Genomic DNA, 14,210 nt, shown 5'->3' on the forward strand with positions numbered 1-14,210 from the left:
TGCAACTAGAACGATGAATTTATTATTAAATAGATAATAACAATTGGTAGAAAGTGTTGCCACTTATAATTATGAAAATTAAAGAACGTACAGTAAGTAAAGTTTTACTGAACTGCACGTTTTTAAGGTGTAATACGAATATTATAGGTCTGTTAGTTGATAATATATTCAGGTGTCTTGTCATTAAGCTTTTTAAAGATATTTTGTGTTACGATATCAGCCATCATATCACGTGCTTCAAATGTTGCATTGCCAATATGTGGTGTAATCACAACGTTATCTAATGTTTTGAGCTTGTCGTTAATTTCAGGTTCAAATTCAAAGACATCAAGTGCGGCACCTTCAATTACTTTGTCTTCTAAAGCATCTGCTAAAGCTGCTTCATGTACGACGGGACCACGAGAAGCATTAATTAAATATGCAGTAGGCTTCATCATTTCAAGCTGTTCTTTATCGATCATATGTTTCATAGAAGGATTGTATGCAGCGTTGATTGTAATAAAATCAGATTGCTTAAGTAGTTCTTCTAAAGAAACGTATGTTGCATCAATTCCTTTTTCGCGTTCTTCATGGCGATTTGGACCCGCATATAAAATGTTCATGTCAAAACCTTTCGCACGTCTTGCTACAGCTAGTCCGATTTCACCTAACCCGATAATTCCTAATGTTTTTCCGGATACTTCTCGGCCACGAAAGAACAGAGGTGCCCAGCCATTAAAACCAGTTGTACGGCATAAATTATCTCCTTCAACAACACGACGCGCACTTGCTAAGAGTAGAGCCATAGTTAAATCGGCTGTCGCATTTGTTGAAGCTTTTGGTGTATTGGTAACATCAATGCCTTTTTCACGTGCGTACTTATATTCAATATTATTAAATCCTGCACCGTAGTTAGCGATGATTTGAAGATTGGGTGCTGCATCAATTACTGTTTTATCAACATTTGTAGATAATAGGCTTACGAGTGCATCTTTATCTTTAATACGATCAATGAGCTCTTCTTTTGTGATGAGTTTTTCTCCTTCAAACAAATCAACTTCAAAATGCTCTTTTAAAAAGGCTAAGCCTTTTTCTGGAATTTCACCTGCTACTAATACTTTCATATATGATCCCCTCCGTAACTTTTATTTACCTTTATCTTAACAAATTAAAATGTAGTTTCATATTATATGGTATTCATTTCATAACTATGGTTATAACTGCAGATGGTTTATATAAAAAGAGAGATAAGGGGATTACGCATCACCCTTATCTCTTTTTTTCATAGTTTTTTTAACAAAGCTTTCTTCTCTATAACTAGGGTTAGGATATTTGTAAAATCCTTCTCCAGTTGAAGTACCTAAATTCCCTTTGTCGACGTAGTCTTTTTTTAGCATTTCAGCAACTGCATGCATAGCTGGATTTGCACTAGCAGAAGCAGTAGCAATATTATAAGCGGTATTTAAACCTACGACATCTAAAATAGCAAATGGTCCTAGAGGAGCGCCGGTTGCTGCCATCCAAGTACGATCAATCGTTTCGATATCTGCAATACCATGAGCGTATAATTGTTCTGCAGCCTGTAGTAATGGTACAAGCAGAGAATTTAATACGTATCCAGGCTGTTCTTTTTTTACATGTATTGGAATCATGCCTATTTCAGCAGCGAAAGTTAGGACATCCTGAACATACTGTTCATGAGTTCTATCATGTCCCATAACTTCACCCGTATTATTTTTCCACACTTCATTAGCGAAATGCAGCGCGAGGAATTTCTCTTCTCTTCCTGTATATTCTCTGAATTGACTTGGCATCATTGTAGATGAATTCGTTGCAAAAATAGTCTTTTCTGGTGCAAGATTAGCCACAGATTTGTAGAAATCTACTTTAATATTGAATAATTCAGGAATTGCTTCAATCATTAAATCTGAATCTTTAAGAGATGCCTCTAGGTCAGATGTAATTTTAATTTTATTCAAGGTCTCCTGTGCCAGTTTTTCATTATTGAAATAATCAGCATATATTGGTACTAATTTCTGTAATTTCTCTCGTCCTGCTTTAACAGCCTCATCATTTATATCATACAACGTGACCTTAAATCCAAAGAATGCAGCTTGAAAAGCAATTTGGCTACCTAAGACGCCTGCTCCGACGACGGTTACGTTTTTAATATCCATATCACCATCTCCTAAATATGTTATTGTTTTTAATATATCACAATATTCTGAATATAAAAGGACGGCTAATGGCTATCTGTATGATAAAAGACAAATGATGTGAATTTGACGTTTATTCTTTTTTTAGAATAAATTTATAGATTTCTTCAGCACTACTATACCATCTTGCTTCTAAAGGTGTGATAGAGTCATCTATAAAATAATTTTCAGGGATAGGGGTATCACTATTTATTTTTAAATCGCGTTCATATTCTTTAGCTAATGTATATTGATTGTATTCTAAATGTCCGGCAAAGTAATAATCAGTATGTTTTTTATTCGTTATTATGTCGATATCATTTCCTTTATACGATATTAAGCTCAGATCATTAATTGCTTTTATTTCGGGGTTAATTTGCATGTACCTAGACTGAGGTGAATAATAGTATGTTCTATCTTTATAAAGGGGATGGGATGGATTAATGTTATAAAGATATATTCCCGACAACTTTTTCTCATTTTTTATAGGTTTGATACCGTAGTTCTTATAGAGGGCATACTGTGCTGCCCAGCAAATGAAAATCCTTTTTTTAATATGTTCTTTGGACCATTCTATAATTTTATTGAGTTCATCAATATAGGTAACTTCATTAAATTCCAGATGCTCTAGCGCTGCACCAGTAATAATCATGGCGTCATAATCAGTATCCTTAATATCTTTCAAACACTTATAATGCTGCTTTAAGTAGGAGATGCTCGTATTTTTGTAATGGTGTGAAGTCAGATAGAGATATTCAGTCTTAATATCAAAACTTAATGCATCTGTTATTCTTTTAAAGTGTTGTTCTGTTGCTTGTTTATCTGGCAGGAGATTGATGATGAGAAGACGTACTGTCATATTATATTGCAGAGAGTCCCTTCTCTAAATCAGCTATAATATCATCAACATGCTCAATCCCGATAGATAAACGGATGGTTTCTGGTCGAACACCAGCTTCAAGTTGCTCGCTGTCAGTCAATTGTGCATGCGTGGTACTTGCAGGGTGTATTACTAGTGATTTAGCATCGCCGACATTTGCAAGCAATGAAAATAATTCTAGTGATTCAATGAACTTCTTACCAGCTTCATAACCTCCAGTAACACCAAATGTAAAAATAGATCCAGCACCATTAGGTAAATACTTTTGTTTTAAGTTAAAGTATTTGCTTGAAGATAATCCGGCATATTTCACCCATGCAACTTTTGGATGTGATTCAAGATACTCTGCTACTTTCTGAGCATTTTCTACATGTCTTTCTACGCGTAAGGAAAGTGTTTCAAGTCCTTGGATTAGTAAGAAAGCATTAAATGGTGAAAGTGATGCGCCAGTATCTCGTAATAATGTAGTACGAATCTTAGCAGCATATGCAGCGTCTTTAAAGGCTTCTGTAAATACTAAGTTATGATATGATGCATCAGGTGCAGAAAGCCCTTTAAATTTGCCGTTATCCCAATTAAAGTTCCCACCATCTACTATAATTCCGCCGATAGAATTACCATGTCCACCAATAAATTTAGTGGCTGAATGCACAACGATATGAGCACCGTGTTCAATTGGACGGAATAAATAAGGGGAAGCAAATGTGTTATCTACAATCAGTGGAATATCTGCTGACTTTGCGATGGCTGACAGTTGTTCGAAGTCTTCGATATTACCTTCAGGATTACCAATCGTTTCAATAAAGATAGCTTTAGTATTACCTTTAATAGCATTTCTAATATTGTCGATATTTGAAGTGTCTACGATATCAACCTCAATACCATATTTCGGTAAAGTGTGACTGAATAATGTATGTGTCCCGCCATATAGTGATGCAGATGAAACGATATGATCTCCACTTGATGCAAGTGCTAAGATTGCATACGTAATTGCGGCCATGCCCGAAGATACTGCCACAGCAGCAACGCCTCCTTCAAGCTGGGCAACACGTTCTTCTAAGACTGCGTTTGTAGGATTAGTCAATCTTGAATAAATATTACCTGCTTCTTTCAAACCGAATAAATTAGCAGCATGCTCCGTGTCATCAAACACGAAAGAAGAAGTTTGGTAGATAGGCACAGCACGTGAATGAGATGCACTATCAACTGAATGGCCGGCGTGAACCTGAATGGTTTCAAAATGGAATGAATTTGTCATATGATGACCTCCTCGTAAATTAATATAAAAAAAGAGTCTACCTAAAAGATAGACTCATAAAATACCTTATCTTTCAGGATATACCTGCTGGAATTAGCACCTAAATTAATAGGTTGCCGGGTTTCATAGGGCCAGTCCCTCCACCACTCTGGATAAGCATATGAAATTGTTAATTAGTATAATATAACGCATTTTAAAAATTGTCAAACTATAATTTGAATTTTTAAAATATTTTATTCTAAGGTTATGCCTTCTTCGTTTCTATGTTGATTTGATATTTTATACATCTCTGAACGTAAATTTAATATTTCGTCATAGACAGCATCCAGTGATCCAGTTTGCAACGGGTCGAACGTAGTATATGTTTCGCTTGTTTCGGATGTAAGTTCAATATGAGCAATTTCTTCAATAACAGCGTCTTTCCGTAATTCTGAAATCGGTTTAATCTCATCATAAATTTCGGCATATAATGTTATTTGATTGTACTTCTTACGTGCATGAAATCTTATAAATTGTTCATTGTATTTAAAATAATGTAAGTTATGAAATGTTTGATTCATAGTTGTCTTGATCGGTTGATTAAGAATAAACTTCATAAGATGCTTATTGAAATCTTCAATTTTTAATAAATGTCTTAATAAATTAATTTTCAATAATTTACTTTCACTTTTATGAATGGCATGTATGTATTGAGCGATTTTCACTATAGAGACCTCTTTTGTCCAGGGGAAGTACGGAAATGTTACCATCACAAGATTAATATGTGCCTGCTTAATATGCAACGCAAGTCCTTTAAGTGGTACTAGATTAGAAGGTACATTTCTATTGGGAGGTGCGTCTGAAAGTCTGACAATCACATCTAATTGTGTATCGTCTAAATTGAATATCCGTTTTCCCATCTCATTTAACTGTAGTTTCCCTATATATTGGTTTCCTTTAGCATGTGCTCTTTTAGCACCTCGTGTTGTAGTTGCATAGCGTTCAATTGTATCAACGATAAAAGTAGCGTTATCCATAAAGTCACCTGCTTGTTATTTTTAATATGTTTATCCATATTTTAAATATATAATACTACATACAAATTTTTATTCCTCAAACATATTTGAAAACGCTTACTTTATCTCTTGTTTTTCGATATAATGGTATTAAGAGATGTTAAATGTTAGGGGGAATCTATATGAATAACCACCAGAAAGTATTGGTGTTTGGATGTTTACTAGCAATTATTTTATTTTCACTGATTGTATGGCAGAAATTACCGCAGGATACAGCGCAACATGAAGTGAAGACGAAAGAAATTAAGGCGATAGAAAAAGGCACCTACAATTCTATGGAAGAAGCGCAAAAGGCATTGGTGAACGATGTGATTAAAAGTGATGATCTTGTATCCGCAATCTATACGCCGAATAAAAAATGGAAGACACCATTTTATGTTATACAAGTTTCATACAAAGAAAATAAGCAGACATACTCAGGGTTTGCTTTTGTTGTACCGGAAAATGGGAAGTATAAACTAGAGCTTGCTGATATTAGAATAAAAACATATGATGGGATGCAACCGATTAAGGACAGTATAAAAATAGGTGAGAATAAAGTGCATATTTATGTAGGCACACCACTTGATAACCCATTTGCAGATAGTATCAGACATTCTTTTGTAGACGATAGTATAGAAGTGGCGTTCCAGGTAGAATAGAGTACGATTATAAGAAGGGCATATACGCTATTAAATAACCTGAGCGATGCAGAAAATATTATTTCTGCATCGTTCAGGTTCAATGATAGATGGAGTAAAGGTAATTAATATTCTTGAAGTAGTTGATTGATACGTAGCTTTAGCATATCAAAATCGATAATACGAGCTTGTCGATGGTACTCTTTCTCATGATTAAATAAAATGACGACAGGTGAAGAAAATAAACTGAGCTGGCCCGCAGCTTCTGGAACTTCGTCTGCGAGTAGATATACAGACGGTATATTTATATCTGTTGCAAGAGCCTTAACTTTTGGATAATCTGCATGACATACTGAACAACCAGTAGTCATGACGTATACAAGTGCCTTTTCGTTGTTTTGTAAAAAGGTTTGTAATTCATCATATGTATGAATCTGTTTCATGTGAAATCTCCTTGCTAGTTTATTATTTATTTCAAGAGTAACTGATAGAAATCAAGATCAAGCCATTTATTAAACTTATAACCAACGTCCTTTAAAGTGCCTGTATATTTAAAATTAAATTTTTTGTGTAGATAAATGCTACCTTTATTTTCTGAATCGATACCCGCTACCATTGTTTTGTAACCTTCGCTGCGTGCACTATCGATAATATGACTCAGCAGTTTTTCTCCGATACCCATATGTCTGAAATAAGGTGAGACATATACAGAGTGTTCTACGGTAAATTGATAAGCTGCAAAGTTTCTGAAAGGACCATAAGTAGCAAAACCAGCTACACGACCATCAATTTCAAAGATAAACACTGGATACCCTTGCTTTTCTTTTTCCATTAACCATTGTTTACGTTCCAGCAAACTCGTTTTTTCATAAGTATATATTGCTGTTGTATTTAAAATGGCATGATTATAAATGTCCAATATTTTCGGTAAGTCATTCTGAGTTGCATGTCTAATCATTATAAACCTCCACAATTTTTTAATATTAAAAGCATAACGTATTTATAATATTACGTATAATAATATGATTTAAAATATATTTCTAAAATAAGGGAATGATAGTGTAAACTAATGTTAAAGGAGTGGATGCATATGAACAACCAAAAAAAGCTAATAAGTTTTATAACCCTAATTGTAATCACAGCAGCGATTATTATTTTGTGGCAATGGAATTATCAATACCCTGAATTGAGTAAAGCAGATATTAAGAAAATTGAAGGTAAGCATTATAAAGATACCGATGAATTGAATCGTCATCTTGCTCAATTAGACAACAAACAAATTGCTTCCAGTGCTACTACAAGCATTGTTGTAGAGGAGAAGGAACTCCCACTCGTCATTTTAAGTTCATTTTCTGGTGAAAGAAGTGATGCGACTTATAGAACATTTATTTATTTAATACCAGAGGGTGAAGGGTATAAAGCAGATGTACGAAAAAATGGTATAAGATTTAGTTCAGATATGAAACCTGTACTTGATGAGTTTAAATTTAACAACCATATTATCAAATCATATTTAGGACCAAAGTCGGATAACTTGATTGGAGAAGGTCACTTAATTATGGATGACGGAAAAGATTTAGAATTTGTCGTTTATCCTGAAAAGGTTATTGGCAAGTAATGGTGTAATGTCGTGAATGAAGGAGAGAGTCTTATGCATGCGCGTTTAATCGAAAAGCTCGAACATAAAGAACAAAGAATGATAGAAATCAGAAGATATTTGCACGAAAATCCAGAGCTTTCATATAAAGAAGATAATACAGCGGAATATATTACAAATTTTTATGAAGATATGGATGTTTCAGTTGAAACAAATATTGGTGGTTTAGGTATAAAGGTAACGATTGATAGTGGAATTCCGGGACGAACGATTGGTATTCGGGCAGACTTTGATGCACTCGCCATTCAAGAAGAAACTGGGCTGCCTTTCGCTTCGAATAATCCCGGCGTAATGCATGCATGTGGCCACGATGCCCATACGGCATATTTATTAGTACTAGCAGAAACATTATATGAACTTAAAGATACATTGAAAGGCAAGATTGTTATTATTCATCAACCAGCAGAAGAAGTTCCGCCTGGTGGTGCGTTAGCGATGATTAATGACAATATACTTGATGAGATAGACCATATGATTGGCCTACACGTCATTTCAGATTTAGAAGCGGGTAAAGTATATTATCGTCCAGGGTATACACAAACAGGCAGTGCAGCCTTTAAACTCACAATTCAAGGGCGTGGCGGCCATGGCTCTTCGCCACATACAGCGAATGATGCGATTGTTGCTGCAAGTTACTATGTTAATGCGTTACAAACAATTGTATCAAGAAGATTGAGTCCGTTTGAAACGGGGGTTGTGACCATTGGCTCGTTCGAAGGACAAGGACAGTTTAATGTCATCAAGGATAGTGTATTGATACAAGGCGATGTCAGAGGACTGACGGATACTACAAAGAAGAAGATAGAAGCAGAAATCAAAAGAATTACATATGGACTAGAAGTCATGTATGGTGTGCAGTGTCATTTAGATTACTTAGATGATTATCCTGCACTATACAATGATCCAGAACTCACTGAAGCGGTAGCCAGAAGTATTAGAACCCACTTGCAGGATATCCCTATAGAGTTAACAGAGCCACAGCCTTCTAGTGAAGATTTTGCGTATTACGCAAAAGAACGGCCATCCGCATTTATTTATGTTGGAGCAGCACCCGTAAATGGTGAAGTTTATCCTCATCATCATCCAAAATTTAATATCGATGAAAGTGCACTACTGATAGCTGCAAAATCAGTCGGTGTAGCTGTGCTTGATTATTTAAAAGCTTAAAATGGAATAAATACCTTATAGGCAAAAAGTATTGTCACACTTGAAAAGGCAATTTATTAATATACTCCTTATAAAGTAGACACTTAAAAGTGAAAGCTTTATAAGGAGCATAATTAATAACTCTATAGATTAAAGAAGAAATGTGAAACGTTAAGCCGCTTCCTTAAGAATAGAACTTTGTAATAAGTATGAGACACGATACCGAGTTGCCAGTAACAATAAATAGCTTTTAATGTCTCTATCGTTACGTGAAACATCAGTGAGAAGGCTGAAAAAATATGCTTTTTCCTCTTCGGCAGCAATCTTTTTAAAATACCCCCACATATGTTCAAAGCTATTACGCATTGAACCTTCACTCGGCTGCATATTGTAAGTCTCTTCAATAATGTCCTCTAATACCTGAGGTTCATCTAATCCATTATTTAGTTCTTGACGAATCAATAGATATTGTCTTTGACTATAATACATTACTTTATATTTCTCTTGCTTCCATAATTGTTCTACTTGTTTGCGTGATTCCTTATTCATGACTGCCTCAATAGATCTGATAGTGCAATTTTGACATTAGGATATGAAAATTTAAAACCATCAGCTAATAATTTTTCTGGTAATACTCTTTGACCTTTTGTCACCATGATCGACTGTTCGCCTAATAGAAGCTCGATTAATTTAGTTGGGGTAACAAAATAATGTGGACGATGAATCGTCTCAGCAATCACTTTTCCAAGCTGCTGCTGCGTTACAGGGTAGGGTGCAGTTAAATTATATATACCTGTCAAACGATGTTTATATATATAAAGTATTGCATCGACTAAATCATCCAGGTGAATCCATGAGTAAGGTTGTGTACCTTTACCTATAGGTCCCCCTGCAAATAATTGATAAGGCTTAATCATAAGCGGTAGTGCACCGCCTTTGTCGGAGAATATTACGCCGAAACGTACATAAGCAACATCAGCTCCATTTTGCTCTATTTTTTTGGCCTCTTTTTCCCATAGATGCACGGTTTCAGATAAGAAATCAAAGGGTGAAATCGTATCTTGTTCAGAATATACTGCTTCAATTGAAGGTGGATAATAACCCACCGCACTTGCAGAAATGAGTAGAGGTACACTTTGCATGTTATCGATGATAGGCAACAATTTCTTTGTAGACTCGATTCTGCTGATTTGTATCGCTTCTTTGTGTTCTTTCGTCCATCGTTGATTAAGAGAAGCTCCTGCTAAGTTGATGACGAGATCGACATCAGGAATATTCTGCTCATAATTTTCTTTGTCCCAATTGATATATGTAATATTGTCATGGTTTTCTTTATCCGAACGTGTAAGGATATACACTTCATCTTCAGAAGAAAACTTTTGTTGTAAAGCGTTTCCGACAAGGCCGGTTCCACCAGTCATTAATATTTTAGTCATAACAGCACTCCCTTTTAAAATTGTATTTTATATACTTATACCCTTTTATTAATATTTTAATGAATAAAAATTCGGTAGTACGTATAGAATTAAAATTTAATGGCGCTCTGTGTATGAGCTAATGACATTCTAGGGATACGCCTCCTTTTAATTTACTCGATTATCACAGCTACCTGTTTCAATGACTTGTTTTGCAGAATCAAGACCACCTTCTACTAAGTTCATTACGGCAGTTTCTGTATAAAAAGCGATATGCTGAGAGATGAGAACATCTTCACGCTGTATGAGTTCTAGCAGTACGTCATCTTCTACTGATTTATCGCTAAAGTCTTTCGGGAAATAAGGTGCTTCATTTTCATAAGTATCTAAGGCAGCAGCAGCTACTTTTCCTGAATTTAATGCATCCAGCAAGTCTTTAGTGTTTACAATCTTTCCTCGTGCAGTATTGACAATGAATACACCATCTTTCATTTTTGCAAATAAAGACTTATCAAACATATACGTATTTTCCTTTGTAAGTGGCATATGTATTGAAATTAAATCTGCATTTCCAATTGCTTCTTCAAGTGAGTCTGTATATGTTAAGAATGCTTCTGCTTTTTCATTTGGAGCTAGATCATAGCCGATGACTTTGGCACCAAAGCCATTAAATATTTGAGCTGCAATCGTACCGATTCGTCCAGTCCCAATAATGGCAACAGTCATTGAACGGATTTCTTTACTGATGATGGATTTGTTCCAGGTAAAATCATGTTGCTTTACTTTATTTTGAATCTTTTCAGTATTTCTAATAATGTTCATGGCTGCAGTTACAGCATATTCTGCAATTGCATTTGGAGAATAACTAGGAACGTTCGATATGATTAGGTTGTGTGCAGTTGCTTTCTCAAGATTGAACATGTCGAAGCCAGCAGAACGCTGGGCAACTTGCTTTATACCTTGAGCTGCAATTTTTTCATAAATATCATCTTCAAATGGTGCTGTCTGACTTGTTGATAGTCCGTCGTATTCTTCTAATAAATGTACGTTCTCTAAAGTTAACGGACTAGGATTAAAGGTAATTTCTACATTGTTCTTCTCGGCCCAGCTTAATGCCGCCTTTTTTTCGTCTTCTCTCGTCCCAAACATGATTAATTTCATTGTGCATCGCTCCTGTTCATATTGTTATGTATGTCATATGTGCATGAATAATTATATTGTACCTATATTGCTTTCATTACTCACGGCAAATGCTTAAATTGTTTGATTATTTAAATTATTTTTTAAAATTGATGATATGCAGTAATCTTTGCATTCAAGATAAGTCCGAAACCTGTAAGTGTGAAGACTGGTACTGCGCCGTTCACCAGCATGAGTGCAATATGGACAATGAGACTGAAAATTAATGGTTTCTTTCTGCCTGTTGTAGCGGATGCTATCGGAACTGCAATATTTATTACGATAATGAATTTGTCAGTACAATCGGGAATACAAATGAATATTACTTATATAAGCATGTTCATACTTTCATTATTTGGATTAGTATTATCTTTACGCTATCCCAAAAATGAAAAATCAGTCTAATGGACTATAGATATATTAAATATATTATAGTATATTTAATATATTAAATTTAGGAGGCAATAAAATGCATAAACATATTGTAAATGGATACGTAGCAAAAGACATTCTCAAAAGTAGTTTACCGAAAGTGAAAAATGATGAGGCGATGGCTCAGCAATTCAAAGAAGGATTCAACCTATCTCCGAGTATGATGAAAGTCGCAGGATACTTTGAATTAATCGGTTCAATCTTCTTGATGTTATCTGTATTTAATAAAAAATTTGCAAGAATCGGTGCAATGCTAATCAATGTTATTATGTTAGGTGCAATGTATAACCACCTAAAAGCAGGTCATGGAGTAAAATCATTAAGCGCGGCAGGTAAGTACTTTGGTTTAAATATGGTTACATTATTTGATTCTTTTAGAAAATAATGTTTAACGTTGATAGATGCCCTTAGATTAGTGTCTATCAATCAAAATAAGCATGGAATTACAGTTATTTTCACAAAGTGGATGAGTAGATATAGGACATCTTCACAGGTCAAATTGGTAATTGTCAAGTAAGCTTGCTGGTCAGAACAATATTGAACTAGGTAATATTGTCACATTTGAAACACCACAATAAATAAAGCCCGAATGATGCTAGTAAATGGTGAACATTTACATCGTCATTCGGGCTTGTTTTTCATATTGTTCCACTAATTTCTTTATATGTGATATGTTTATTATACTATTTATATGCTGGAAAATAGATGATCGATTTGATTTCTATTGTTCGCAGTTTCGTATGAATCGTTTAAAGATTATCTTGAATGATAAAGTTGTAAAATATTTGCAATAAACAATAGATAGGAGAATAATTATGAATATATATATAACGGACAAAGCTAATCAATGGTTCAAAGAAGAAGTAGGACTAGGATCAGGTGACAAAGTTAGATTTTACAGTAAAATCTATGGATCCAGTAAAGTTCAGGAGAATTACTCGCTAGCTTTTACTATAGATGCAGATGATGATAAAGCAGTGACAGCTATTACTGCAGATGGCATAGTATATTATGTGAATGAGCCAGATTTATGGTTTTTTGATGGTCATGATTTATATATTGAGTACGATGAACAACTTGAAGAAGTTGCATACGATTATAAAAAATAATGCACTTGAGGTGAAGTACATTGTATCTATTAGAAATAACGGAACAAAGTTATAGGCAAGTGGTTGGTGTGTTTGACAAGGAATCAGATATTGAGCAATGGATCGCCTCGGTTCCTTTCATAAAAATGGATAAATACGGGAACACGGTGTTATTATATGACGAAATTCCTGCCTATTACGAAGTTAAGTTTGGTGGAAGTATCTATCCATTTACTCGCTATGCTTTTACAGGGGAGGACACGATCTATGTTGTATGGAACGAAATTGCTCATATTAATACGACTCAAGGGCTTGTGAATGGAACATCAAAGGTTGGCGTTTACATTTATGAAAATACAGAAATTAGACAAGCAGTTAATTCACGTGAAACTTTGAAAAAGGAGTTAGCGACATATTATGATGCACGAGATACTTCTTACTATTTCGGAGGCATTGGATCAGAAGATGGAGAGTATATTAATATTGAAAATGGACCATTTATCCATTTTGATCCAATGACAATAGAGCATTATGAAAGCTCAGAAAATATAGCGACATTTATTAAAGAGATTACAAATTAATTTATATCGATTAAAGAACTAGGAGAATACTTCCTAGTTCTTTATTTTACTTTTGAAATCTCATTTTGCTCCAGAATTGGTTTAACATTTCTTCTAGTGAACTAGACAGGTGATCGACATTGTTGCCGCCTGCTTGTAACCAGTTAAATATAATGCGCATTATACCCCCAGCGGAAAACTCTGCAAGCAGATTGATGTCTTGGTTAAAAACATAGCCGTTTTCCATCTCACGATTTAAATGAGATTCAATAATTAAATAAAGTTGTTTATAAATAATCATTGAGATGACACCATAGATTTCACTGCATATTACAGATTTTGCAAGCGATTTATTTTGGTCTAAAAATAATAATACATCGTGAATCATAGCAGCATAAAATTTTTCAGGATGATAGTGATTGTAATGTACATCATTTTTTTCATTATAAATGTTGAGGAGATGAATGATTGTACATTGATAAAAATCATATTTATCTTCGTAATGACGATAAAATGTAGAACGTCTGACTAATGCCTTTTCACAAATTTCGTTAATGGTGATGGAATCAAAATCTTTAGCATTTCCTAATTCAAGTAGTGCATTCCGTAACGCCTGTTCAGTCTTGATAACTCTTAAGTCTTTTTTATCCATATGTACACCTTCTTTTGAGACATATTTATACATAATGTCACATAAGTGACAAAACTATTTATAAAATTCTCTGAATATGAAAAATAATGCGATA

17 protein-coding genes and 1 riboswitch are annotated in these 14,210 nt (G+C 34.5%); of the genes, 6 read left to right on the forward strand and 11 right to left on the reverse strand.

Annotation, left to right across the window (positions count from 1 at the left end; genetic code table 11):
* Positions 1 to 152: 152 nt before the first annotated feature.
* From ACZ2V4_RS06170 to ACZ2V4_RS06190, 5 genes are all read right to left on the reverse strand, one after another.
* Positions 153 to 1,103 carry a 2-hydroxyacid dehydrogenase family protein gene (locus ACZ2V4_RS06170; protein WP_219493483.1) on the reverse strand — a complete coding sequence of 317 codons (951 nt, stop codon included), beginning with the start codon at positions 1,101 to 1,103 and terminating at the stop codon, positions 153 to 155.
* Positions 1,104 to 1,235: 132 nt separating this feature from the next.
* Positions 1,236 to 2,156, reverse strand: coding sequence for a 3-hydroxyacyl-CoA dehydrogenase (locus tag ACZ2V4_RS06175; protein WP_219493485.1), 921 nt, complete (start codon positions 2,154 to 2,156; stop codon positions 1,236 to 1,238).
* 112 nt (positions 2,157 to 2,268) lie between these two features.
* Positions 2,269 to 3,033, reverse strand: coding sequence for a homoserine O-acetyltransferase/O-succinyltransferase family protein (locus ACZ2V4_RS06180; protein WP_490514635.1), 765 nt, complete (start codon positions 3,031 to 3,033; stop codon positions 2,269 to 2,271).
* A gap of 1 nt (position 3,034) precedes the next feature.
* The gene (locus tag ACZ2V4_RS06185) at positions 3,035 to 4,312 is read right to left on the reverse strand and encodes an O-acetylhomoserine aminocarboxypropyltransferase/cysteine synthase family protein (RefSeq protein ID WP_283722056.1); all 1,278 of its coding nucleotides are present in this window, start codon (positions 4,310 to 4,312) and stop codon (positions 3,035 to 3,037) included.
* 63 nt (positions 4,313 to 4,375) lie between these two features.
* A riboswitch (SAM riboswitch) is annotated at positions 4,376 to 4,471 on the reverse strand.
* A gap of 74 nt (positions 4,472 to 4,545) precedes the next feature.
* A complete protein-coding gene (locus ACZ2V4_RS06190) occupies positions 4,546 to 5,328 on the reverse strand; it encodes a catalase family protein (protein ID WP_101040405.1) in 783 nt (260 codons plus the stop codon).
* A gap of 161 nt (positions 5,329 to 5,489) precedes the next feature.
* Between ACZ2V4_RS06190 and ACZ2V4_RS06195 the strand changes: the two genes are divergently transcribed.
* Positions 5,490 to 6,008, forward strand: coding sequence for a hypothetical protein (locus tag ACZ2V4_RS06195; RefSeq protein ID WP_219493495.1), 519 nt, complete (start codon positions 5,490 to 5,492; stop codon positions 6,006 to 6,008).
* Positions 6,009 to 6,112: 104 nt separating this feature from the next.
* Here the strand turns inward: ACZ2V4_RS06195 and ACZ2V4_RS06200 are convergent, their stop codons facing one another.
* Positions 6,113 to 6,430 carry a thioredoxin family protein gene (locus tag ACZ2V4_RS06200; protein WP_283722058.1) on the reverse strand — a complete coding sequence of 106 codons (318 nt, stop codon included), beginning with the start codon at positions 6,428 to 6,430 and terminating at the stop codon, positions 6,113 to 6,115.
* A 26-nt stretch (positions 6,431 to 6,456) separates the two neighbouring features.
* Positions 6,457 to 6,945, reverse strand: a complete 489-nt coding sequence (locus tag ACZ2V4_RS06205) for a GNAT family N-acetyltransferase (protein WP_219493497.1) — start codon at positions 6,943 to 6,945, stop codon at positions 6,457 to 6,459.
* Positions 6,946 to 7,077: 132 nt separating this feature from the next.
* On the opposite strand from ACZ2V4_RS06205, the gene ACZ2V4_RS06210 reads away from it, so the two are divergent.
* Both ACZ2V4_RS06210 and ACZ2V4_RS06215 read left to right on the forward strand, forming a co-directional pair.
* Positions 7,078 to 7,605 carry a hypothetical protein gene (locus ACZ2V4_RS06210; RefSeq protein ID WP_283722059.1) on the forward strand — a complete coding sequence of 176 codons (528 nt, stop codon included), beginning with the start codon at positions 7,078 to 7,080 and terminating at the stop codon, positions 7,603 to 7,605.
* Between the two features lie 33 nt (positions 7,606 to 7,638).
* On the forward strand, positions 7,639 to 8,811 hold the full coding sequence (locus ACZ2V4_RS06215) for an amidohydrolase (RefSeq protein WP_283722060.1): 1,173 nt from the start codon (positions 7,639 to 7,641) through the stop codon (positions 8,809 to 8,811).
* Positions 8,812 to 8,961: 150 nt separating this feature from the next.
* Here ACZ2V4_RS06215 and ACZ2V4_RS06220 read toward each other — a convergent pair whose 3' ends face one another.
* The 3 genes from ACZ2V4_RS06220 to ACZ2V4_RS06230 form a co-directional block, all read right to left on the reverse strand.
* A complete protein-coding gene (locus tag ACZ2V4_RS06220; protein ID WP_283722061.1) occupies positions 8,962 to 9,339 on the reverse strand; it encodes a DUF1722 domain-containing protein in 378 nt (125 codons plus the stop codon).
* On the reverse strand, positions 9,336 to 10,226 hold the full coding sequence (locus tag ACZ2V4_RS06225; protein WP_283722062.1) for a TIGR01777 family oxidoreductase: 891 nt from the start codon (positions 10,224 to 10,226) through the stop codon (positions 9,336 to 9,338). The genes ACZ2V4_RS06220 and ACZ2V4_RS06225 overlap by 4 nt, the downstream gene beginning before the upstream one ends.
* Before the next feature lie 147 nt (positions 10,227 to 10,373).
* Positions 10,374 to 11,366, reverse strand: coding sequence for a D-2-hydroxyacid dehydrogenase (locus tag ACZ2V4_RS06230; RefSeq protein ID WP_283722063.1), 993 nt, complete (start codon positions 11,364 to 11,366; stop codon positions 10,374 to 10,376).
* Between the two features lie 487 nt (positions 11,367 to 11,853).
* Here ACZ2V4_RS06230 and ACZ2V4_RS06235 point away from each other — a divergent pair, with 487 nt between their 5' ends.
* The 3 genes from ACZ2V4_RS06235 to ACZ2V4_RS06245 all read left to right on the forward strand — a co-directional run bounded on the left by ACZ2V4_RS06235 (position 11,854) and on the right by ACZ2V4_RS06245 (position 13,485).
* Entirely contained in the window at positions 11,854 to 12,201 is a 348-nt protein-coding gene (locus ACZ2V4_RS06235; protein ID WP_219493506.1) for a DoxX family protein, read from the forward strand.
* A gap of 430 nt (positions 12,202 to 12,631) precedes the next feature.
* The gene (locus ACZ2V4_RS06240) at positions 12,632 to 12,925 is read left to right on the forward strand and encodes a HesB/YadR/YfhF family protein (protein WP_219493508.1); all 294 of its coding nucleotides are present in this window, start codon (positions 12,632 to 12,634) and stop codon (positions 12,923 to 12,925) included.
* Between the two features lie 20 nt (positions 12,926 to 12,945).
* Complete coding sequence (locus ACZ2V4_RS06245; RefSeq protein ID WP_490514636.1) at positions 12,946 to 13,485, forward strand: hypothetical protein; 540 nt, start codon at positions 12,946 to 12,948, stop codon at positions 13,483 to 13,485.
* A 46-nt stretch (positions 13,486 to 13,531) separates the two neighbouring features.
* Here the strand turns inward: ACZ2V4_RS06245 and ACZ2V4_RS06250 are convergent, their stop codons facing one another.
* Entirely contained in the window at positions 13,532 to 14,116 is a 585-nt protein-coding gene (locus ACZ2V4_RS06250; protein WP_219493512.1) for a TetR/AcrR family transcriptional regulator, read from the reverse strand.
* Between the last annotated feature and the right edge of the window lie 94 nt (positions 14,117 to 14,210).

The sequence above is a fragment of the Macrococcus sp. CoH-51_TC_04 genome (assembly GCF_058188655.1).